The 21,918-nt window shown below is 61.3% G+C and carries 16 protein-coding genes; 5 read left to right on the top strand and 11 right to left on the bottom strand.

Features of this window, described 5'->3' with window-relative positions:
- Nucleotides 1-17: 17 nt before the first annotated feature.
- The 3 genes from D8U61_RS14975 to arcD (D8U61_RS14965) form a co-directional block, all read right to left on the bottom strand.
- Nucleotides 18-1,028 (bottom strand): ornithine carbamoyltransferase, encoded by a 1,011-nt coding sequence (locus D8U61_RS14975; protein ID WP_024014074.1) that lies wholly within the window; start codon nt 1,026-1,028, stop codon nt 18-20.
- 68 nt (nt 1,029-1,096) lie between these two features.
- On the bottom strand, nt 1,097-2,353 hold the full coding sequence (gene arcA, locus D8U61_RS14970) for an arginine deiminase (protein ID WP_016773516.1): 1,257 nt from the start codon (nt 2,351-2,353) through the stop codon (nt 1,097-1,099).
- 35 nt (nt 2,354-2,388) lie between these two features.
- The gene (gene arcD, locus D8U61_RS14965) at nt 2,389-3,816 is read right to left on the bottom strand and encodes an arginine-ornithine antiporter (RefSeq protein ID WP_016773517.1); all 1,428 of its coding nucleotides are present in this window, start codon (nt 3,814-3,816) and stop codon (nt 2,389-2,391) included.
- Between the two features lie 437 nt (nt 3,817-4,253).
- Between arcD (D8U61_RS14965) and arcD (D8U61_RS14960) the strand changes: the two genes are divergently transcribed.
- Entirely contained in the window at nt 4,254-5,681 is a 1,428-nt protein-coding gene (arcD, locus tag D8U61_RS14960) for an arginine-ornithine antiporter (protein WP_130886993.1), read from the top strand.
- 194 nt (nt 5,682-5,875) lie between these two features.
- Here the strand turns inward: arcD (D8U61_RS14960) and D8U61_RS14955 are convergent, their stop codons facing one another.
- From D8U61_RS14955 to gap, 8 genes are all read right to left on the bottom strand, one after another.
- Nucleotides 5,876-7,225 (bottom strand): CoA transferase, encoded by a 1,350-nt coding sequence (locus D8U61_RS14955; RefSeq protein WP_130927187.1) that lies wholly within the window; start codon nt 7,223-7,225, stop codon nt 5,876-5,878.
- Nucleotides 7,226-7,415: 190 nt separating this feature from the next.
- Nucleotides 7,416-9,554 carry a methyl-accepting chemotaxis protein gene (locus tag D8U61_RS14945; protein ID WP_130927186.1) on the bottom strand — a complete coding sequence of 713 codons (2,139 nt, stop codon included), beginning with the start codon at nt 9,552-9,554 and terminating at the stop codon, nt 7,416-7,418.
- A gap of 168 nt (nt 9,555-9,722) precedes the next feature.
- Nucleotides 9,723-10,133, bottom strand: a complete 411-nt coding sequence (locus tag D8U61_RS14940) for a YbaN family protein (RefSeq protein WP_122507696.1) — start codon at nt 10,131-10,133, stop codon at nt 9,723-9,725.
- Nucleotides 10,134-10,295: 162 nt separating this feature from the next.
- Entirely contained in the window at nt 10,296-10,892 is a 597-nt protein-coding gene (locus D8U61_RS14935; protein WP_122704279.1) for a biliverdin-producing heme oxygenase, read from the bottom strand.
- A 109-nt stretch (nt 10,893-11,001) separates the two neighbouring features.
- The gene (locus tag D8U61_RS14930) at nt 11,002-13,587 is read right to left on the bottom strand and encodes a TonB-dependent receptor (protein WP_130927185.1); all 2,586 of its coding nucleotides are present in this window, start codon (nt 13,585-13,587) and stop codon (nt 11,002-11,004) included.
- A 122-nt stretch (nt 13,588-13,709) separates the two neighbouring features.
- Nucleotides 13,710-14,675 carry a FecR domain-containing protein gene (locus tag D8U61_RS14925; RefSeq protein WP_016773524.1) on the bottom strand — a complete coding sequence of 322 codons (966 nt, stop codon included), beginning with the start codon at nt 14,673-14,675 and terminating at the stop codon, nt 13,710-13,712.
- Between the two features lie 101 nt (nt 14,676-14,776).
- Nucleotides 14,777-15,304: a sigma-70 family RNA polymerase sigma factor gene (locus D8U61_RS14920; RefSeq protein ID WP_016773525.1), complete on the bottom strand. Its 528-nt coding sequence runs from the start codon at nt 15,302-15,304 to the stop codon at nt 14,777-14,779.
- 199 nt (nt 15,305-15,503) lie between these two features.
- Nucleotides 15,504-16,505: a type I glyceraldehyde-3-phosphate dehydrogenase gene (gene gap / locus D8U61_RS14915; RefSeq protein ID WP_024014065.1), complete on the bottom strand. Its 1,002-nt coding sequence runs from the start codon at nt 16,503-16,505 to the stop codon at nt 15,504-15,506.
- 220 nt (nt 16,506-16,725) lie between these two features.
- Here gap and edd point away from each other — a divergent pair, with 220 nt between their 5' ends.
- The 4 genes from edd to D8U61_RS14895 all read left to right on the top strand — a co-directional run bounded on the left by edd (nt 16,726) and on the right by D8U61_RS14895 (nt 21,879).
- A complete protein-coding gene (gene edd / locus D8U61_RS14910) occupies nt 16,726-18,552 on the top strand; it encodes a phosphogluconate dehydratase (RefSeq protein WP_016773527.1) in 1,827 nt (608 codons plus the stop codon).
- A complete protein-coding gene (locus tag D8U61_RS14905; protein WP_130886998.1) occupies nt 18,549-19,508 on the top strand; it encodes a glucokinase in 960 nt (319 codons plus the stop codon). Before edd ends, D8U61_RS14905 begins: the two co-directional genes overlap by 4 nt.
- A gap of 180 nt (nt 19,509-19,688) precedes the next feature.
- Nucleotides 19,689-20,420, top strand: a complete 732-nt coding sequence (locus D8U61_RS14900) for a response regulator transcription factor (RefSeq protein WP_039758123.1) — start codon at nt 19,689-19,691, stop codon at nt 20,418-20,420.
- A complete protein-coding gene (locus tag D8U61_RS14895; protein WP_016773530.1) occupies nt 20,410-21,879 on the top strand; it encodes an ATP-binding protein in 1,470 nt (489 codons plus the stop codon). Before D8U61_RS14900 ends, D8U61_RS14895 begins: the two co-directional genes overlap by 11 nt.
- Nucleotides 21,880-21,918: the final 39 nt, after the last annotated feature.

Raw genomic sequence — 21,918 nt, 5'->3', positions numbered from 1 at the left:
GTGGGAGCGCTGTGGCGTCAGAGATCAGCCAGGGTCGAAACCAGAATCGCCTTGATCGTGTGCATGCGGTTTTCCGCTTGCTCGAAGGCGATGCAGGCCGGCGACTCGAACACGTCGTCGGTCACTTCGATGCCGTTTTTCAGGTGCGGATATTGTTCGGCGATCTGTTTGCCGACCTTGGTGTCGCTGTTGTGGAAGGCCGGCAGGCAGTGCATGAACTTGGTACGCGGGTTGCCGGTGGCTTTCATCAGGTCGGCGTTGACCTGATACGGCAGCAGTTGCTGGATACGCTCGGCCCAGGCTTCCACCGGTTCGCCCATCGATACCCAGACATCGGTGTGAATGAAGTCGACGCCCTTGACCGCTTCTTTCGGATCTTCGGTGAGGGTGATGCGTGCGCCGCTTTCCTCACCGTATTTTTTGCAGCGCGCCACCAGATCGTCCAGCGGCCACAGGGCTTTCGGCGCGCAGATGCGCACGTCCATGCCGAGCTTGGCGCCGATCAGCAGCAGCGAGTTGCCCATGTTGTTGCGCGCGTCGCCCAAGTAGGCGTAGCTGATTTCGTGGATCGGCTTGTCAGCGTGTTCACGCATGGTCAGCACGTCGGCGATCATCTGGGTCGGGTGATATTCATCGGTCAGGCCGTTGAACACCGGCACGCCGGCGAACTTGGCCAGCTCTTCGACGATTTCCTGCTTGAAGCCACGGTACTCGATGGCGTCGTACATGCGCCCGAGCACGCGGGCGGTGTCCTTCATGCTTTCCTTGTGGCCGATTTGCGAGGAGTTCGGGTCGATGTAAGTGACGTTGGCGCCTTGGTCATAGGCCGCCACTTCGAAGGCGCAACGGGTACGGGTCGAAGTTTTCTCGAAAATCAGGGCGATGTTGTTGCCCTTCAGATGCTGTTGTTCGGTACCGGTGTATTTCGCGCGTTTCAGATCGCGGGACAGGTCGAGCAGGTAACGCAGCTCACGTGGGGTGTGGTGTTCCAGGCTGAGCAGGTTACGGTTGTGAATGTTAAAAGCCATGATGGATCTCCTTGGGTTTCGGTTATCCCCTTGGCCGCGCTCGATAAGTCGCGGCGAAGGCTCAAAGATTAGTAATCGATCGGGTCGCGGATGATTGGGCAGGTCATGCAGTGACCGCCGCCACGGCCGCGGCCGAGTTCGCCGGCGCTGATGGTGATGACCTCCACGCCAGCCTTGCGCAGCAGGGTGTTGGTGTAGGTGTTGCGGTCGTAGCCGATGACCACGCCCGGTTCCATCGCCACCACGTTGTTGCCGTCGTCCCATTGCTCGCGTTCGGCGGCGAAGCTGTTGCCGCCGGTTTCCACCACGCGCAGTTTCGGCAGGTTGAGCGCCGCAGCGACGGTGTCGAGGAAGCTGCCTTCTTCGCGGCGGATGTCGATGCCGCCCTGTTTGCTTTCGTCAGGGCGCAGGGTGAAGGCGACGATCTGGTTGACCACTTCCGGGAAGATCGTCACCAGGTCGCGGTCGCAGAAGCTGAACACGGTGTCCAGGTGCATCGCAGCGCGGGACTTCGGCAGGCCGGCGACGATGACTTTTTCCACTGCTTTGTTGTTGAACAGGTTCAGCGCCAGTTGGCCGATGGCCTGACGCGATGAACGCTCGCCCATACCGATCAGCACCACGCCGTTGCCGATCGGCATGACGTCGCCGCCCTCAAGGGTAGAGTTGCCGTGATCCTTGTCCGGGTCGCCGTACCAGATCTCGAATTCGGCGTTGGTGAACTGCGGATGGAATTTGTAGATGGCGGTGGTCAGCAGGGTTTCCTGACGGCGCGCCGGCCAGTACATCGGGTTCAGCGTCACACCACCGTAGATCCAGCAGGTGGTATCGCGGGTGAACTGGGTGTTGGGCAGCGGCGGCAGGATGAAGCTGGAGTGGCCGAGGAAGTCGCGGAACATCTGGATGGTCTTGCCACCGAAGCTGTCCGGCAGATCATCGGCCGAGACGCCGCCGATCAGGAACTCGGCGATGTGCCGTGGCTCGAGGCTTTTCAGCCAGGATTTCACTTCGCTGATCAGGCCCAGGCCCACCGAGTCGGCCGTCACCTTGCGCTCAAGAATCCAGTCCAGCGCTTCGGGAATGGCGACGATGTCGGTCAGCAGGTTGTGCATTTCCACCACGTCGATGCCGCGCTCGCGCATCTTGGTGACAAAGTCGAAATGGTCGCGCTTGGCTTGCGCCACCCACAACACGTCATCGAACAGCAGTTCATCGCAGTTGTTCGGGGTCAGCCGCTGATGGGCCAGACCTGGGGAGCAAACCATGACTTTACGCAGTTTCCCGGCTTCGGAGTGGACGCCGTACTTCACTTTTTCCGTGGTCATTTCTGTGTTCCTCCAGATGACAATTCAATCAGGGGTTACAGCGTCAGGAAGCCATCGTAGAGACCGTAGGCCGCCACCACGGCGCCCACGACCACTGCGGCGAAAATCAGCTTCTCGACGTTGGTGAAAACCGGTTGTTTGAGTTCCAGCTTGGCCTTGGCGAACAGGATCGCGCCGGGCGCATAGAGCAGGGCCGACAGCAGCAGGTACTTGACCCCGCCGGCGTACAACAACCACACCGCATAGATCAGGGCGATACCGCCGATGATCAGATCCTTGCGCCGCTCGGCGGCAAAGCCTTCGTAGCTCTCGCCGCGCACCGCCAGCAGCAGGGCATAGGCCGCCGACCACAGGTACGGCACCAGAATCATCGAGGTGGCGAGGTAGATCAGTGACAGGTAAGTGCTGGCCGAGAACAGGGTGATGATCAGGAACACCTGCACCATCGCGTTGGTCAGCCACAGGGCGTTGACCGGCACATGGTTGGCGTTTTCCTTGCGCAGAAACTCCGGCATGGTGTGGTCTTTGGCGGCGGCGAACATGATTTCGGCACACAGCAGCACCCACGACAGCAGCGCACCGAGCAGCGAGATGATCAGGCCGACGCTGATCAGCACCGCACCCCAGTGACCGACCACATGCTCAAGCACGGCGGCCATCGACGGGTTCTGCAGTTTCGCCAGTTCCGGCTGGGTCATGATGCCCAGCGACAGCACGTTCACCAGCACCAGAAACAGCAGCACGGTGATGAAGCCGATCACGGTGGCCTTGCCGACGTCCGAGCGTTTCTCGGCGCGGGCGGAGAAGATGCTCGCGCCTTCGATGCCGATGAACACCCAGACGGTGACCAGCATCATGTTGCGCACCTGGTTCATCACACTGCCCAGATCAGGGTTTTTCACGCCCCAGATGTCGGCGGTGAAGATGTCCAGTCTGAACGCGAAGACTGCGATCAACACGAACAGCAGCAGCGGCACGACCTTGGCGACGGTGGTCACCAGGTTGATGAACGCCGCTTCCTTGATCCCGCGCAACACCAGAAAATGCACGCCCCACAGCAGCAAGGACGCGCCGATCACCGCCGCCGGGGTATTGCCTTCGCCGAAGATCGGAAAGAAATAGCCGAGGGTGCTGAACAGCAGAACGAAGTAGCCGACGTTGCCCAGCCAGGCGCTGATCCAGTAGCCCCAGGCTGATGAGAAACCCATGTAATCGCCGAATCCGGCCTTGGCGTAGGCGTAGACACCGCCGTCCAGGTCAGGCTTGCGATTGGCGAGGGTCTGAAAGACGAAAGCGAGGGTGAGCATGCCGACTGCGGTGATGGCCCAGCCGATCAGCACTGCACCGACGTCGGCGCTGGCGGCCATGTTTTGTGGCAACGAAAATATCCCGCCGCCAATCATTGAACCGACTACCAGTGCAACCAGTGCACCGAGTCTTAGTTTTCCGGGCGCTTCAGACATTTGCATGACTCCATTGCAGGAAAGGAGAGCTCACAGCCTAGTACTGTTGTCTGTTCGAACAGCTGACATGGATCAGTGCATGGTCACATTCCATTGTTAATGAATGACTTGTGCGCCCGTTGCGGGCATAACGCTGTAGCCTCAAAGGCCCATTCCAGAGCCGTTTCGCTGAGGCAGTCGAGAATAGCTATTAATGCTTTCGAACTATGACGCTAGTTGCTTTTCAGCGATTGGCAAATGTCGGTCATCTGTTTTCAGCACAGAATCGAATAATCAAGATCGGCGCACAAAACTGACTTAATGTGCTACGCCTTATCGTGGTCGGCTATATATAACGCTGCGAGATTCGGCATTACCTGATAAACGTCATCTACCCTTAGGCTTTTAGTCGGCTGTTGTTACAAATAAACAACAACGACTCTTTCAAGGAGATCTGCATGTCGCAACCGACGCAAAAGCTGCGCCTTGGTGCGTTGATCGCGCTGGTGGTGGGGTCGATGATCGGCGGGGGGATTTTCTCGTTGCCGCAAAACATGGCGGCACGCGCCGATGCAGGGGCGATCCTGATCGGTTGGGGCATTACTGCGATAGGCATGCTGACGCTGGCGTTCGTCTTTCAGACCCTGGCCAATCGCAAGCCGGAGCTGGACTCGGGCGTCTACGCCTACGCCAAGGCCGGGTTCGGCGACTACATGGGCTTTTCGTCGGCGTGGGGTTACTGGATCAGCGCCTGGCTGGGCAACGTCGGCTATTTTGTGTTGCTGTTCAGCACCCTCGGTTATTTCTTTCCGGTATTCGGCCAGGGCAACACGCCGATCGCCATCGGCTGCGCTTCGGTGCTGTTGTGGGCGGTGCATTTTCTGGTGATGCGCGGGATCAAGGAGGCGGCGCTGATCAACCAGTTGACCACCGTGGCCAAGGTCGTGCCGCTGATCATGTTCATCGTCATCGCTGCCGTGGCATTCAAGGCTGACATTTTCACCCGTGACATCTGGGGCCGCAGCAACCCGAACTTCGGCGGGGTGATGGACCAGGTGCGCAACATGATGCTGGTCACCGTGTTCGTGTTCATCGGCATCGAAGGCGCCAGCGTCTATTCGGCTCGCGCAGAAAAACGCAGCGACGTCGGCCGCGCCACGGTGATCGGTTTTCTCGGCGTGCTGGCGCTGCTGGTGCTGGTCAATGTGCTGTCGCTGGGGATCATGAGCCAGCCGGAACTGGCCAATCTGCAGAATCCTTCGCTGGCAGCGGTGCTCGAGCACATCGTCGGGCCGTGGGGCGCATTGCTGATCAGCGTCGGGTTGGCGATTTCCTTGCTCGGTGCTTTGTTGTCCTGGGCCTTGCTCTGCGCGGAAATCCTTTTCGCCACGGCCAAGGACAAGACCATGCCGGCGTTCCTGAAGAAGGAAAACAAGAACCACGTGCCGGTCAACGCGCTGTGGCTGACCAATGCGATGATCCAGATTTTCCTGCTGATCACGCTGTTCTCGGCGGGCACTTATACCAGTCTGATTTACCTGGCGTCGTCGATGATTCTGGTGCCGTACCTGTGGTCAGCGGCCTACGCGGTACTGCTCAGCGGGCGCGGCGAAACCTACGAGCACGCGTCGGCCGAGCGCACCAAGGATCTGCTGATTGGCGGCATCGCCCTGGTTTACGCGGTGTGGCTGTTGTACGCCGGTGGAGTGAAGTATCTGCTGCTCTCGGCGCTGCTGTATGCGCCGGGGGTGATTCTGTTTGCCAAGGCCAAGCGTGAACAGGGGCAGCCGGTTTTTACCACGGTGGAGAAAGGGATTTTTGCCTGCGTGGTGATCGGTGCGGGGCTGGCGGCGTATGGGTTGTATAGCGGGGTATTGTCGTTGTGATCTGAAAAGCAGCCCCTCACCCTAGCCCTCTCCCAGAGGGAGAGGGGACCGACCGAGCTGTCTGGCGCTATACATCGACCTGAGCGATCGAGTCGATTATGGATTCGACAAAAATCTTTCACGTCGGCGTAACTCTCCAGTATGCCCCAATCAGTCCCCTCTCCCTCTGGGAGAGGGCTAGGGTGAGGGGCTTCTCATGGCCAACAGGGAGGATGCGAGCCCAACTCCGTCGCCGGCCAATTCCACTGCACCGCCGTCCCGCTGATCTGCACCGGTACGCGCAACCTTCGCGCCGGCCCCCACGCGGTGTGTTCAATCGCCGGATCCTGATCCAGTGCATCTTCGGCCCGCAGCAGGTCATGCGTCCCCGGGCCATGCTCGACCAACAGCTTCGCCGTACGCGCCAGCGACAACCGCGCCGAACCTCCGCAACCGTTGGCCAGTCGTTCAGTCAGCAGCCTTATCGCGCTCGCCGCCAGCAGATACCCGGTTGCATGATCCAGCGCCTGCACCGGCAGCGGCGTCGGTTTATCGCTGTGCTTCCAATGCTGTCCGGCCTCGGCGATGCCGCTGCTCATCTGCACCAGGCTGTCGAAGCCCCGGCGGTTCTGCCAGGGGCCGCTCCAGCCGTAGGCGTTGAGGCAGACGTCGATCAGCCCCGGTGCCAGTTGCCTTTGACGTTCAATACCAAACCCCAGATGTTCCAGCGCATCGGCGCGATAGCCGTGGAGCAAGATGTCGGCGTCTTGCAATAAACCTTCGAACACTGCGCGATCCGCTGGCACTTGCAGATCCAGCCGCGCGCAGCGTTTGCCGACGGTCATTTCCGGGACCACACCGGGTTCGTTCCAGCTCGGTGGATCGATGCGCAAGACGTTGGCGCCGAGCCCGGCGAGAAAGCGGCTGGCGGTGGGGCCGGCGAGGACGCGGGTCAGGTCGAGCACCTTGATCCCGGCCAGCGGTCGTGCGATCGAACCTTGCCATGGGCTGCGGTTCTCGTCCGTCTGCTCGATGAAGTGCACCAGCGCTTCGGCATTCACCGCCAGCCCCTGCGGATGTTGCTGCCACTGCGCCCAACTGCGCATCTCGGCGGCGCAGCCCTTGGCGTCGACCACCGCCTGCTCAAGGTCCGCGCTCGCCCACTGTGCGACTTTCGCCGCCATTGCGGCACGATCGGCGCAGGCACCGAGCACGCGTTCAGCGGCGGCGCGGTGATGCGGAGCGTTGGTGTGCAGACGGATCCAGCCGTCCCGGGTCGCATAGTCGCCGGCGACGGGATCCCACAGCGGCGGCACCTGCCAGCCGATCGGGCGCAGCGAGGTGGAGAACCACAACGAGGCCAGACGGCGGTCGACTGCAACCGCAGGCAAGTGCCCGGCTTGCTGGTGAAGCAATTCGCTGAGTGCTTGCCCGGCAGCGGCGATGCTGGCGCAGGCCAGTTCAGTGACGGCGAACGCCGAGGGCAACGCGCCGTCACCGTTGAAGGGGATCGGCTTGTGGGGCAGGCCGAGTGCGGTTTGGATGGACGTGAGCAGATCAGTCATCGAAGGCCCTCCGGAACGAGAGGGCGATGATAGTGCAAAACATGACCGGGCTGGATTGAGGATCGTTCCCACGCTCCGCGTGGGAATGCCGCCCGGGACGCTCTGCGTCCCAATCGAAAGCTGGAACGCGGAGCGTCCCTTGATGCATTCCCACGCGGAGCGTAGGAACGATCGATAGGTGGGGTAGCGGCTAGACGCGAAACTGATCCATCAACTTCATCTGCTGGCTCGCCAGGCTGTTGAGCTGGCTGCTGATCGCCGCCGATTCGGTGGCCTGTTCGGTCAGGGTTTCGGTCACGGTGCGAATCGCCGAGACGTTGCGGTTGACCTCTTCGGCCACGGCGCTTTGCTCTTCGGCGGCGCTGGCGATCTGCAGGTTCATGTCGCTGATCACCGTCACCGCATCGCTGATCTTGCCCAGCGCATCAACGGCCTGACGAATCTGCCCGGCGTTGTTGTGCGCCTGGGTCTGGCTCAAATGCATGGTCGCGACCACGCCACGGGTGCCGGTCTGGATGCGCTCGATGACGATGCGGATTTCTTCCACCGAATCCTGCGTGCGCTTGGCGAGGTTGCGCACTTCATCGGCGACCACGGCAAAACCGCGACCGCTTTCGCCGGCGCGGGCGGCTTCGATGGCGGCGTTGAGAGCCAGCAGGTTGGTTTGTTCGGCGATGCTGCGGATTACTTCCAGCACCGAACCGATCTGCTCGCTGTTGACCGCCAGCGCTTCGACTTCGGTCACCGCTTTGCTGACTTCATCGGCCAGCTGATTGATGTCGCGGGTGCTGCGCTCAATGATCGCCATGCCGTCCTTCGCCGACTGGTCGGCACCCTTGGCCGCATTGGCCGCGTTCGAGGCACTGTTGGCAACGTCGTGGGCGGTGGCGCTCATTTCGTTGGACGCGGTGGCGACCTGATCGATTTCGCGGAACTGCACCTGCATGCCTTCGCTGGTCTGGCGGGCGATTTCCGACGATTGATCGGCCGTACCGCGCGCTTCGGTGATGCTTTGTTTGATCTGCGCGATGGTCGGCTGAAGCTTGTCGAGGAAGCGGTTGAACCAGTTCACCAGTTCGCCCAGTTCGTCTTTCTTGCTGTAGTTCAGGCGCTGGGTCAGATCGCCTTCGCCGCTGGCGATGTTCTTCAGCATCTCGGCGACGCTGTTGATCGGACGGGTGACGCCGGAGGCGGTGAGCCAGATCAGCAGCAGGCCGACCAGACCGGCCATGCCCGCCACCAGCAGGGCAGTGATCACGCCGGTTTGTTGTGCGTCATCCAGTACCGCTTGCAGCTTCACCGAATCGGCCAGCAGCACCTGCTCCGGCAGGTCGATGACCACGCCCCAGGCGCGCGAATTGCCGATCGGGTCGACCGGGTAAACCGCGCGAATCAGCTCGCCCTGTTGGAGAATTTTTGCCGTGCCGCTGCCGACCAGTTGCAATACATCCTTGCCGTCAGCGCCGAGGGTGTCGCTGATTTTTTTGCCCACTCGCGTCGCGTCGGCACTGTCGGCCGCCAGCACGCCGCTGCCGGAGACGATCAGCATGTGCCCGGCGTTGTTGAACAGGCTGCGCTGCGAGTCGACGGCGGCGGCTTGCAGGGCGTCGAGCGCGATGTCGACACCGACCACGCCGATCGCTTTGCCATCCACCAGCAGCGGCACGGAAATGGTCGTCATGAGCATTTCCTTGCCACCGACGGTGTCGGCATACGGGTCGAGCAGGCAGGTGCGCTTGTTGTCGCGAGGGCAGGTGTACCAACTGTTGTACGGCGTGCCGCTGACGCTGAGGGTGGTTTTGGTCAGGTCGTCTTCGACCATGATTGTATTCAGCGCGGCGCCGGCGGCACGGCTCCAGTACGAGGCGAAGCGCCCGGCTTCGTTGGACTGCCGCGCGGCATCGTTGGCGAATTCGCTGTCCTTGCCGTCGAGGCCGTTGGGTTCGAAGGCCAACCAGATACCGAGGACTTTATCGTTGCGCTCGAAAGCGGTTTTCAGACTCTGGTTCAACTCTTCCCGAACGGCGCCGGCTTCGAGTGAACGCTTGGCCGCCATCGTCCGCAGATCCTTGATCTGATCGGCGAGGGCGGTGACCACCAGCAGGCTTTCACCAAAGGTTTTCTGCACCCGCACCGCTTGTTCGGCGGCCTTGGCCTGCAGCAGGTTCTGCACGCTGGCGGTGAGCAACTGGTTGCTGGATTGACTGACCAGCGCGTCGTTCTGGTTGGTCTGGTAGATGTTCATGCTGACAATCAGCACCACCACTCCGAGCAGGCACAGGCCGGAGAGCAGGACGATTTTCAGGCGAATGGAAAGAGAGTCGAACATGGGGCGATCTCGCGAATGGAATAAACAGGTGGCTGGGCCGGGAGCCCGGTTTGCCAAATCCATTCAGCGCCATTCAATCCTCATCGGCGTAAAGCGAAACGGCATGAGGCGCTTGCCGACGGACGGTCGCTGCTAAACGTTTGCGCAGGGGAAAGTGCTGAAAAGGCTTTAATTACAGGGATGTTTCACTACCGCGACGGGCGTCTCCGGGCGCGACCAGATCCATAGGTTGCCCAGGCCCATGCCGGCAATCGCCAGATAGATCGGCCAGCCGTGATCGAGCATCACCAGCATCAACGTCGCACACAGCAGCATGCTGACGGTGGCACTGAGCTTGGCCTTGCGCGCGATGATCCTGCCGTTGCGCCAGTTACTCAGGATCGGCCCGAACAGGCGATGATTTTCCAGCCACGCACTCAAGCGCGGCGAACTGCGGGTCGCGGCCCACGCGGCGAGGAGGATGAACTCGGTGGTCGGCAGACCGGGCACGACGATGGCGATCAGGCCAATGCCGAGGCTGACATAGGCCAGCAGGCCGAACAGCAGACGGGCGAGTTTCGAGGTGGCGGGTGTGGGCATGGGCTCAGCGGTGGCTTCTGAAGCGGAACGGGGATCTTACAGATTTGTGGTGAGCCCTGTGGGAGCGAGCCTGCTCGCGAAAGCGGTTGATCAGGCACATTGATGTTGAATGTGCTGCCGTCTTCGCGAGCAGGCTCGCTCCCACAAGGGATAAGAGTTGCTTCAGGCCACTGCGGCTTCTATGGCATAAGCCCGTTCCAGCAGCACGGTAAAGCGGTTGAACGCATCCAGTGCACCTTGCTCAACTTCCGCCTCTTCCTCCGCCGTGAACGGCAACGCATCGAGGGTGCGCACAAAGCTTTTCCAGCCCTCGGCGCGACCACCTTGCGGTTCTGCCAGATGCCGGGCACCGAAGCTTTCGCTCAGCTCCAGTGCCACCGCGCGCTTGATCAGGAACGCCGCGCCGAGCTTGGAACCCTCGGAAACAAAGATCCAGCCCAGCGCCCGCGCCTTGCTCGGGTTTTTCAGCGCGCCGGCCACCGGCGCCGGGACTTCGGTGTCGAGGTCGGCGAGGTCAGCCCTGGCCGCTTCGGCGCGGCAACGGGCCGGCAGATCCGGGACGATCGCGGTCAGTTCGGCATCGTTGTACAGCTCGACCAGTTCCGCCTGGAACAGGTATTGCGCGACGACGAAACGGGCGAAGCTGGCGCGGGTTTCGAATGGTGCGTGGGCTTTGACCAGCGCATCGAGTTTGCTGTGCGGCTCATGGGTGATCTGGTTCAGGCGTTGCGAACGCAGGGTTTTTTCCGAGGCAGTCATGGGGTGTCCTTGATAAATGAGGCGCTTGATAACAAGACGTACGGGCGGGCGCCGGACAGTAAAAAAACCTCACTGCGCAGCGATAACACGCGCAGTGAGGCCGGGCGGGTCAGATGTCCCAGATCAGGTTGATCGCGAAGTTGCGTCCCGGTTGGGTCAGGCGATCGAGGTTGGCCGGTTGCGTCACCGAGGCTTCGCCAACGCTGTCGTAACCGCGCACGTCATCCCACAGCCAATATTTCTTGTCGGTCAGGTTGTAGACGCCGCCGCTGACGGTGACATCGTTGGTGACTTTGTAATAGCCGGCCAGATCGAGAATGCCGAAGCCCGGGGTCTTGAACTGACTGCTGACGCCGTCCGGCGACTTGAAGTTGCTGTCGTCGACGCGGTCTTTTTTCTTCACCACGGTCCAGCTCAGCAGGCCGCCATAGTTGTCCTGGTCGTAACCGAGACCGAACACGCCGGTGAGCGGATTGACGCTGTTGATCGGCTCGCCGCTGTCGTTGTTGCGCCCGTAGGCGTAGGCGATCGAGCCTTGGGTATACAGGCCTTGCGGCGCGCCGAACGCATCCAGGTTCAAGCGACCTTTGACTTCCGCACCCTTGATGGTGGCGCGCTTGATGTTGTTGCTCTGGAAGGTCAACTGATCGTCGCCCGGCTTGACCGCATCCTCGTTGATGAAGTCGCGGTACTTGTTATAGAACACCGCGACGTCGAACGAGCCCTGCTCGAAATTGCCGCGCAGGCCGGTTTCGAAACCTTTGCTTTTTTCCGGCTCAAGGTCGGAGTTGGGCGCCACGGTGTAGCCGGTGGTGTTGTTCTCGAAACGCCCGTACAGCGATTTTGCCGTGGGCGTGCGGAAGCCTTCGGCGTACTGGCCGTACCAGGTGTAGTTGTCCGTCAGTGCATAGGTCAGGCCGAATTTTGGCGAGACTTTGTGCCAGGTCTTGTTCTTGTCGCTGACCGTGCCCTGGCCGTCGGCATTCACGGTGTTGAGGAATTCCTCGGTGATGTGCGGCTTGAGCTGGGTGTAGTCGTAGCGCAGGCCCGGCAGGAAGGTCCAGTCGTTCCAGCTGATCTGATCCTGGGCGAACAGGCTGTAGGTGTTGATGGTCGGATCGGGGAAATCAGAGGCCTTGGCCAGCACGTCCGCCGCACTGGTCGCGCCAATCGCCGTGCAGCCGCGACCGACGGCCACGCAGGTGCCGTCGCCGCTGCGTGAACCGGTGACTTTCTGCTGTTTGATCGTGGTGCCGTAAGTCAGCAGGTGATCGGTGTCACCGATGGCGAAAGCCTTGTCCAGTTGCGCGTCGAACACCCACTGTTTTTCTTCGTAGATCGTGTCGCGGGTACGCAGCACTTTACGAGTGATCGGGTAGTACAACTCTTCGGTGCTCTGGTCAGTCTTGGCGATCTGGTGGTTGAGGCTCCACTTGACGTTATCGGCGAGCAGGCTGTCGAGGGCGAACGAGTGTTCGATGCCGAAACGCTCGCGGGTGATGGTGTCGTTACCGGTGCGCCATTGGTACATGCCGCCGGGCAGGACGCTGCTCGGAATGGTCGGCGCGCCGTTGAAATACGGGCCGCCGTAGGCACTTTTCTGGTCGGTGTCGCGATCGTCCTTGTACTTTTCGTAGGTCAGGCCCAGGCGCGAATCGTCGTTGTAGTTCCAGCCGAGCTTGGCCAGGACGTTGGTCGCGCGCACGTCTTCCGGGTTGGCGGCGGTGCGCGCAAGGCCGGTGCCATTGTTGCCGCCGAAGGACTCGGTTTCGTGTCCGTCGCGCTGGCTGTAATGCAGCAAGCCGTCGAACTCACCGCTGCGGCCGGCGACGGTGGCGGATTTCAGCCAGCTGTCGTCGGCGGAGCTGTAACCGCTTTTCAGACGCGCGCCGACGTCCTTGCCCGGTTTGATGATGTCGTCGGCGTCCAGCGTGTAGTAACTGACCGCGCCGCCGATGGCGTTGCTGCCGTACAGCACCGAGGCCGGGCCACGGAGAATCTCCACGCGTTTGACGATTTCCGGGTCGACGTAGTTGCGCTGGCTCTTGGCATACGGGCCGTTGAAGAAACCGTTAGGGATCTCCACGCCATCGACTTGAGTCAAGATGCGGTCGCCGTCGATACCGCGAATGTTGTAGCCACTGATGCCGCCACGCTGGCCGGCACCGCCAACGGAAACGCCTGGCTCGTAGCGCACCAGATCCTTGATCGTATTGACGTTGTTGCGGTCAAGCTCTTGGCGGTCCTGCACGCTGACCGTCGAGGGCACGCTGTTGACCGATTGTTCCTGGCGAGTGGCGCTGATGGTCACCTGATCGAGATTGAGCGTGCCGCTGCTGTTGCGTTTTTCCAGCACGACATTGTTGTTGCTCAGTTTGCGGAAGCTCAGGTTGGTCCCCACCAACAGGCGCTCGAGGGCTTTCTCCGGCGGCAGCGAACCGCGCACGCCCGGCGACGAGACGTTCTGCCCCAACTCGGCCGGCAGGCCGACCTGCCAACCGGTCACGGCGGTAAAGGCATTCAATGCCGAAACCAGTGGTTGCTGGCCGATGGCGAAGGCGTAATCGCCCATGTTGCGTGTCGGTTGCTCGGTGGCCGCCAGCAGCGGTGCGGTGCCAGCCATGAGGATGGCCGCAGTCAGCAGCGACAGTACGCGGGAAGGGGAAGCAGTCTGGCGGGTAAGGCGTGAGGACATCGATAGCGCTCCGTGTCGCACGAATCTTTATAGGTGCTGATCGGCATGGTTAGATGCGAATCAATTGCATTGGCTATAACGAGACGTACTGCCGTTGGCTATCGAGTAAAAATAATTCTCATTCAGTTCAGAATCACCAGCGCAGGGAATTCCTGCAGGCGCGCCGAGGTGATGTGGGCGAGAGAGCGGACCACGTCGAGCGGCTGGTCGAGACGGTAATTGCCGGTGACGGCGACGTCGGCCAGTTGCTCGTTGTTGTTGATGATCCAGCCCGGATAGTAGCGGCGCAGCTCGGCCAGCACCTGATTCAGCGGGCAGTTCTCGAACACCAGACGGCCTTCAACCCAGGCCAGATCGGCATTGGCGTCGAGCTTGGCAGGGCGATCAAATCCGTTGGGGCCGATGCGAATGCTTTCCCCGGCACGCAGGCGCACCCGGGCATCGTTGTGGGTGGCGCGCAGATCGACATCGCCACGCTGCACGTTCACTTGTGCGACCCCGTCGAGGTAGCGCACGGCGAATGCGGTGTCGTGCACGCTTGCCTGCACCGGGCCTGCGTCGATCTCCAGCGGCTGATTGCGCCCGCTGGCGATCTCGAAAAACGCCTCGCCCTGAAACAGCCGGGCCACGCGCTGTTGATCGTTGATGGTGCTGGAAAACGCCGAGTTGGTATTGAGCAGGACCTTCGAGCCGTCCTCCAGTTGCAGCCGCTGACGCTCGCCAACCACGGTCAGGTGATCCGCTTGAATGCGCATCGGCAGGTTGCTGAAACTGAACAGCCCGAGGATCAGCACCGCAGCGGTAGCCAGCGGTTTCCAGTGCGGGCGCAAGCGTTTGAGAAAAGTGATTTTTACCGGTTTTGCTGCCAGAGCCTCGGCGCACAGTGCGACTTGCGGGCCGTCCCAGATCGCCTGGGCCTTGGCGAATGCCTCGGCATTCAACGGATCAGCCGCCAGCCAGGCATGAAATTGCCGGGTCTGTTCCTCATCCGGGCTGCCGAGCACGATGAGCCAGTCCAGCGCCTGGTCCATTGCAGCTGCAGCGTCCCGCGCCGAATCGGGCGAAGGCGAGCGGTGGGTGTCCGTCACGGTGGTTCCTCAGGGCTTCTGGCGAAGCAGTTTCTAGCTTCAAGCTGCAAGCTGCAAGCCGGATGCAATACTGCTTTTTGTTTTTACTTGTAGCTTGCAGCTCAAAACTTGCCGCTGCCGTTATGCCGTTCGGCAACGCCGATGCAGATCGACATGATCAGTTTCAGTTCCTTCTGCACGGTGCTCAGCGAAACATCAAGTTCATCAGCGATTTCCTGATAGCTGTGCCCGTGCAGGCGGCTGAGGATGAAGATCTGCTGCTGGCGCGGGCTGAGTTGGCTGAGGCTCACGTTCAAACGCTCCAGCAATTGTTCGGCATGGGCGGCGTCTTCGGCGCTGCTGGCCGGCGCGGCGATGCTCTGTACTACGTCCTGAGGCACGTCATCGACCATGGTCCGCGCATGAATCTTGCGCGCACGCAAATGGTCCAGCGCCAGATTGCGCGCGGTCTGGAAGACAAAGGGTTCAAGGTGGTCGATGGCCCGTTCGCTCAACGCCCGGGTCACGCGCAGGTAGGTCTCCTGCAACAGGTCTTCAGCGGTGCTGTGATTGTTGACCATCCGTTCCAGCGTGCGCAGCAGGGAAGTGCGCTGGGCGAGGAAGACGTGGTTGAAGCGCGATTGACTCACGGGAGGACCTGATCCATTTCGAGCGAATGATAATGCTTATCATCCAGCTGAATGGTCAAGTGCTGATTTCAAATTGAAATCGGATCTCCTGTGGGAGCGAGCCTGCTCGCGAAGGCGTCGTGTCAGTCAGCTCCATATTGACTGACAGATAGCTTTCGCGAGCAGGCTCGCTCCCACAGGGATTGGGGACCGGCCGGGATTATTCGGCGTTACACAACGCCAGGCAGTTATCCAGCATGCGGTTGGAGAAGCCCCATTCGTTGTCGTACCAGGCCAGCACTTTCAGCAACTTGCCGCTGACTTTGGTGTGGTTGGCGTCGAAGATCGACGACAGCGGGTTGTGGTTGAAGTCACTGGAAACCAGCGGCAAGGTGTTGTAACCGAGAATCTTCGAATGCTGGCTCGCCGCTTTCAGCAGGGCGTTGACTTCGTCGGCACTGGCTTCTTTCTTCAGTTGCACGGTGAGGTCGACCAGCGACACATTGATCACCGGTACGCGCACAGCCATGCCGGTCAGTTTGCCCGCCAGTTCCGGCAGCACCAGGCCTACCGCTTCGGCTGCGCCGGTCTTGCTCGGGATCATGTTCTGCGTGGCCGAGCGGGCACGGTACGGGTCGCTGTGATAGACGTCGGTGAGGTTCTGGTCATTGGTGTAGGCGTGGATGGTGGTCATCAGGCCGCTCTCGATGCCCAACTCGCGATGCAGCACCTGCGCCACTGGCGCGAGGCAGTTGGTGGTGCACGAAGCGTTGGAAATGATCTGGTGCGACTGACGCAGAATGTCGTGGTTGACGCCATAAACGACGGTGGCGTCGGCGCCTTTGGCCGGGGCAGAAATGATCACCTTGCGGGCGCCGGCGCTGATATGCGCGGCGGCTTTGGCACGGTCGGTGAACAGACCGGTGCATTCGAACACTACGTCGATTTTTTCAGCGGCCCACGGCAGGTCGGCCGGGTTGCGAATGGCGCTGACCGCGATGCGGTCGCCATTGACCGTCAGGCTTTCGTTATCGTGCGCCACGTCGGCGTCGAAAGTGCCGTGGACGGTGTCGTATTTGAGCAGATGGGCATTGATCGAACTGTCACCCAGATCGTTGATCGCGACGATCTGCAGGTCTTGACGATAGCCTTGGGTATACAGTGCGCGCAGGACATTACGGCCGATGCGGCCGAAACCATTGATTGCAATTCGAAGAGTCATGGAACAGCGCCGCCGTCGTTTTGTTGTTGGAATTACAAGATTATTCGCATAAAAATAGAAAACAAGCCTTTTTAGTGGCAATATTTTGTTTTATCTACAACGAGTGACCTGAATCAACTGGTCCGAATGGTCAAAAAAGCCGTCTGTCATTCCAACAACAACGGCTTTTGATCAGCATAGACAATCAGGTCGCCACATCCGTTAGCCTGGAGTTCTACACATGCATCCCCGCGTTCTTGAGGTCACCGAACGGCTTATCGCCCGCAGCCGCGCCACGCGTCAGGCTTACCTTGCATTGATTCGCGGCGCCGCCACCGACGGCCCGATGCGCGGCAAGCTGCAATGCGCCAACTTCGCCCACGGCGTGGCCGGTTGCGGCACTGAAGACAAGCACAGCCTGCGGATGATGAACTCGGCGAACATCGCCATTGTGTCTTCGTATAACGACATGCTTTCGGCGCACCAGCCGTACGAAGTCTTTCCACAACAGATCAAGAACGCCCTGCGCGAAATCGGCTCGGTCGGCCAGTTCGCCGGCGGCACTCCGGCGATGTGCGACGGCGTGACCCAGGGCGAGCCGGGCATGGAACTGAGCCTGCCGAGCCGCGAAGTCATCGCCATGTCGACCGCCGTGGCGCTGTCGCACAACATGTTTGACGGCGCGCTGATGCTCGGCATCTGCGACAAGATCGTCCCGGGCCTGATGATGGGTTCGCTGCGCTTCGGCCATTTGCCGACGATCTTCGTCCCGGGCGGGCCGATGGTTTCGGGGATTTCCAACAAGGAAAAAGCCGACGTCCGCCAGAAGTACGCCGAAGGCAAGGCCACCCGCGAAGAGCTGCTGGAATCGGAGATGAAGTCCTACCACAGCCCGGGCACCTGCACCTTCTACGGCACCGCTAACACCAACCAGTTGCTGATGGAAGTCATGGGCCTGCACTTGCCGGGCGCGTCTTTCGTCAACCCGAACACACCACTGCGCGACGCCCTGACCCGCGAAGCCGCGCATCAGGTCACGCGCCTGACCAAGCAGAACGGCAACTTCATGCCGATCGGCGAAATCGTCGACGAGAAGGCGCTGGTCAACTCCATCGTTGCCCTGCACGCCACCGGCGGCTCGACCAACCACACCTTGCACATGCCGGCCATCGCCATGGCCGCTGGCATTCAACTGACCTGGCAGGACATGGCCGACCTCTCCGAAGTCGTGCCGACCCTGAGCCACGTCTACCCGAACGGCAAAGCCGACATCAACCACTTCCAGGCAGCGGGCGGCATGTCGTTCCTGATCCGCGAACTGCTCGGCGCCGGCCTGCTGCACGAAGACGTCAACACCGTGCTCGGCCATGGTCTGAGCCAGTACACCAAGGAGCCGTTCCTCGATAACGGTGAGCTGGTCTGGCGCGAAGGGCCGACCGACAGCCTCGACGAAAACATCCTGCGTCCGGTGTCCCGTGCGTTCTCGCAAGAGGGCGGCTTGCGGGTGATGGAAGGCAATCTCGGTCGCGGGGTGATGAAGGTTTCTGCCGTTGCGCTGGAGAACCAGATCGTCGAAGCACCGGCGATGGTGTTCCAGGATCAGCAGGACCTGGCGGACGCATTCAAGGCCGGTCTGCTGGAGAAGGATTTTGTCGCGGTGATGCGCTTCCAGGGCCCACGTTCCAACGGCATGCCGGAGCTGCACAAGATGACGCCGTTCCTCGGCGTACTGCAGGACCGCGGCTTCAAAGTGGCGCTGGTGACTGACGGGCGCATGTCCGGCGCGTCGGGGAAAATCCCCGCAGCGATTCACGTCAGCCCGGAAGCTTATGTCGGTGGCGCTTTGGCGCGCGTGCAAGAGGGCGATATCATCCGCGTCGATGGCGTCAAAGGCACCTTGGAACTGAAGGTCGACGCCGCCGAATTTGCAGCGCGCGAACCTGCCAAAGGCCTGTTGGGCAACAACATCGGCAGCGGCCGCGAGCTGTTTGGCTTCATGCGCATGGCCTTCAGCTCGGCGGAGCAGGGCGCCAGCGCCTTCACTTCTGCCCTGGAGACGCTTAATTGAAACTGGCTTTGGTCGGTGACATCGGAGGCACCAACGCGCGGTTCGCGTTGTGGCAAAACCAGCAACTGCAATCGGTTCAGGTGCTGGCCACGGCCGACTTTGCGAGCCCGGAAGAGGCAATCGCTCTGTACCTGAGCGGGCTCGGCCTGGCGCCGGGTTCGATCGGCTCAGTGTGCCTGTCGGTGGCAGGTCCGGTGAGTGGCGATGAATTCAAGTTCACCAACAATCACTGGCGGCTCAGCCGCAGCGCGTTCTGCAAGACCTTGCAGGTCGAGCAGTTGTTGCTGACCAACGATTTCTCGGCGATGGCGCTGGGCATGACCCGCTTGCAGCCCGGCGAATTCCGCGTGGTTTGCGAAGGCACGCCGGAGCCTCTGCGCCCGGCAGTAGTCATCGGCCCGGGCACTGGCCTGGGTGTCGGCACCTTGCTCGATCTCGGCGAAGGGCGCTTTGCCGCGTTGCCGGGCGAGGGCGGCCACGTCGACCTGCCGCTGAGCAGTCCGCGCGAAACGCAACTGTGGCAACACATCTACAACGAGATCGGCCATGTCAGCGCGGAAACCGCGTTGAGCGGCGGCGGCCTGCCGCGGCTGTACCGGGCGATCTGCGCGGTGGATGGCCATGAGCCAAAGCTGGAGACGCCGGAAGCGATCACCGCCGCTGGCCTTGCCGGTGACCCGATTGCTTTGGAAGTTCTTGAGCAATTCTGCTGCTGGCTCGGTCGCGTCGCCGGCAACAACGTGCTCACCACCGGCGCGCGCGGCGGCGTGTTCATCGTTGGCGGGGTGATTCCACGCTTCGCCGATTTCTTCCTCGCCAGCGGCTTCGCCCGCTGCTTCGCCGACAAGGGCTGCATGAGCGATTACTTCAAAGGCATCCCGGTGTGGCTGGTGACCGCGCCGTACTCCGGCCTCGTTGGCGCCGGTGTGGCCCTGGACCAATCAATCCCGACCTGAAATGCAATCCAATTGTGGGAGCGAGCCTGCTCGCGAAAGCGGTGTGTCAGTCAACAGATCTGTTGAATGTTAAAACCGATTCGCGAGCAGGCTCGCTCCCACAAGGGTTTCTGTAGTGTTTGTTAGTTTGATGCTTAAGGCATAATCCGCCCCAACTCCAACAACAAGGATGCCTTCGAAGTGAGCTCAGTCAACAAGTCGATATTGTTGGTCGATGACGACCAGGAAATACGCGAGTTGCTGGAAACCTACCTGACCCGCGCCGGGTTTCAGGTGAGGGCCACCGCCGATGGTGCCGGTTTTCGTCAGGCGCTCAACGAGGCGCCGAGCGATCTGGTGATCCTCGATGTCATGCTGCCCGACGAAGACGGTTTCAGCCTGTGCCGCTGGGTGCGCCAGCATCCGCGTCAGGCGCAGGTGCCGATCATCATGCTGACCGCCAGTTCCGACGAAGCCGACCGGGTGATCGGTCTGGAACTTGGCGCTGATGACTACCTCGGCAAACCGTTCAGCCCGCGCGAACTGCAAGCGCGGATCAAGGCCCTGCTGCGCCGCGCACAGTTCGCCCACGAACGCAGCGGCAGCGAAGTGCTGGCCTTCGACGACTGGCGCCTGGACACGGTCAGTCATCGGCTGTTCCACACCGACGGCGAGGAAGTGATCCTCTCCGGTGCCGATTTCGCCCTGCTGAAACTGTTCCTCGATCATCCGCAGCAAATCCTCGACCGCGACACCATCGGCAACGCCACCCGTGGCCGCGATCTGATGCCGCTCGATCGCATCGTCGACATGGCCGTCAGTCGTTTGCGCCAACGCCTGCGCGACACCGAAAAACCGCCACGGCTGATCCGCACGGTGCGCGGCAGCGGTTATCAGTTGGCAGCCAATGTGGTTGCCGGCAATGCTCACTGAGTCGCTACGCAAATTTGCCAACCGCATACCGGTGCCGCGCTCACTGCTCGGGCGGATGCTGCTGCTGACTCTGCTGGCGGTGCTGTTCGCGCAGACGCTGTCGAGCGTGATCTGGGTGTCGCAACTGCGCGCCACCCAGCTCGAAGGCCTGGTCACCAGCGCCCGCAGCCTGGCGCATTCGATGACTGCCAGCGTCAGCTATTTCCGTTCCCTGCCGGTGGCCTACCGACCGCTGGTGCTCGATCAGTTGCGCAGCATGGGCGGCACCCGGTTTGTCGTGACGCTCAATGACAAGCCGCTGGGCATGGACGTGCTGCCGGTGACGCCGCGCAAGGCTGCGGTGATGCAAGCGGTGGACGAAGTGCTGCGCCAGTCTCTGGGCCATGACACGGATATTTCGGTGACCTTCGTCAGCCCCGAAGACCTGCGGATTTTCAACGCCGGGCTGAAACTTGATGAATTGCCACGCTCCTGGGCGCATTACGCGCTGACCCTGGAGCCGGTGAATCCGCCGGTGCTGGTCACGCAGATTCAAATGGCTCCGGGGGAATGGCTGTACATCGCCTCGTTGCTGCCGGAGCCGTACACCAGTCTCGAAGAGCAAGGCCTGCCGGCGCAGCAGGTGTGGTTTATCGTCCTGACCAGCGGCTTTTTGCTGTTGTTCATCGGCCTGCTGGTGCACTGGCAGAGCCGGCCGCTCAAGCGCCTGGCGCGGGCAGCGCGGGATCTGTCGCTGGGCGCCGATGTCGAGCCAGTGGCGGAGGGCGGTGGCAGTGAAGTGGTCGAAGTCGGTCGCGCGTTCAACACCATGCGCGAACGCATCAGCCGCTACCTGACCGAACGCAGCCAGTTGTTCAGCGCGATTTCCCACGACCTGCGCACGCCGATCACTCGTTTGCGTTTGCGCGTCGAGCTGCTCGAGGACGAACAGCTGCAAGCCAAGTTCGGCCGCGATCTGGATGAGCTGGAGCTGCTGGTCAAAGGCGCTCTGCAATGCGTGAAAGACACCGACATCCACGAGAACATCGAGCCGGTGGATCTCAATCATGTCCTCGATTGCCTGGTCGAGCCGTATCTGGCGCCGAACGGCAATGGCCGCGTCACTCAGCATGGCCGCGCGCTGTCGGCATACCCGGGCAAACCACTGGCGCTCAAGCGCTGCATCGGCAACCTGATCGACAACGCCTTGAAGTACGGGCAGAACGCGCATCTGCACATCGATGACGATGACAGCGCCTTTGTTCTGCATGTCGATGATGAAGGGCCGGGTGTGCCGCAGCAGCGGCTGGAGCAAGTGTTCGAGCCGCACTTCCGTTTGGCGGGGCAGCAGCAGGGTTATGGCTTGGGCCTTGGCATTGCGCGCAACATTGCGCATAGCCATGGCGGCGAGGTGACGTTGCAGAACCTGCGTGAGGGCGGGTTGCGGGTGACGTTGCAGTTGCCTCGGTCTGTGGATTAGCCCCGAAAAGCCCCTCACCCTAGCCCTCCCGAAACGTCG

The sequence above is a fragment of the Pseudomonas sp. Sample_14 genome (assembly GCF_004307515.1).
GTDB lineage: Bacteria > Pseudomonadota > Gammaproteobacteria > Pseudomonadales > Pseudomonadaceae > Aquipseudomonas > Aquipseudomonas atacamensis.
Note: the sequence above shows the minus strand (reverse complement) of the source record. Positions and strands in the feature narration are given on the sequence as shown.

Excerpts from the sequence above, each read along its gene's own strand:
- D8U61_RS14975 (WP_024014074.1), bottom strand. The coding sequence starts at position 1,028 with ATGGCTTTTAACATTCACAACCGTAACCTGCTCAGCCTGGAACACCAC.
- arcA (WP_016773516.1), bottom strand. The coding sequence starts at position 2,353 with ATGACCACGGAAAAAGTGAAGTACGGCGTCCACTCCGAAGCCGGGAAA.
- arcD (WP_016773517.1), bottom strand. The coding sequence starts at position 3,816 with ATGTCTGAAGCGCCCGGAAAACTAAGACTCGGTGCACTGGTTGCACTG.
- arcD (WP_130886993.1), top strand. The coding sequence starts at position 4,254 with ATGTCGCAACCGACGCAAAAGCTGCGCCTTGGTGCGTTGATCGCGCTG.
- D8U61_RS14955 (WP_130927187.1), bottom strand. The coding sequence starts at position 7,225 with ATGACTGATCTGCTCACGTCCATCCAAACCGCACTCGGCCTGCCCCAC.
- D8U61_RS14945 (WP_130927186.1), bottom strand. The coding sequence starts at position 9,554 with ATGTTCGACTCTCTTTCCATTCGCCTGAAAATCGTCCTGCTCTCCGGC.
- D8U61_RS14940 (WP_122507696.1), bottom strand. The coding sequence starts at position 10,133 with ATGCCCACACCCGCCACCTCGAAACTCGCCCGTCTGCTGTTCGGCCTG.
- D8U61_RS14935 (WP_122704279.1), bottom strand. The coding sequence starts at position 10,892 with ATGACTGCCTCGGAAAAAACCCTGCGTTCGCAACGCCTGAACCAGATC.
- D8U61_RS14930 (WP_130927185.1), bottom strand. The coding sequence starts at position 13,587 with ATGTCCTCACGCCTTACCCGCCAGACTGCTTCCCCTTCCCGCGTACTG.
- gap (WP_024014065.1), bottom strand. The coding sequence starts at position 16,505 with ATGACTCTTCGAATTGCAATCAATGGTTTCGGCCGCATCGGCCGTAAT.
- edd (WP_016773527.1), top strand. The coding sequence starts at position 16,726 with ATGCATCCCCGCGTTCTTGAGGTCACCGAACGGCTTATCGCCCGCAGC.
- D8U61_RS14895 (WP_016773530.1), top strand. The coding sequence starts at position 20,410 with ATGCTCACTGAGTCGCTACGCAAATTTGCCAACCGCATACCGGTGCCG.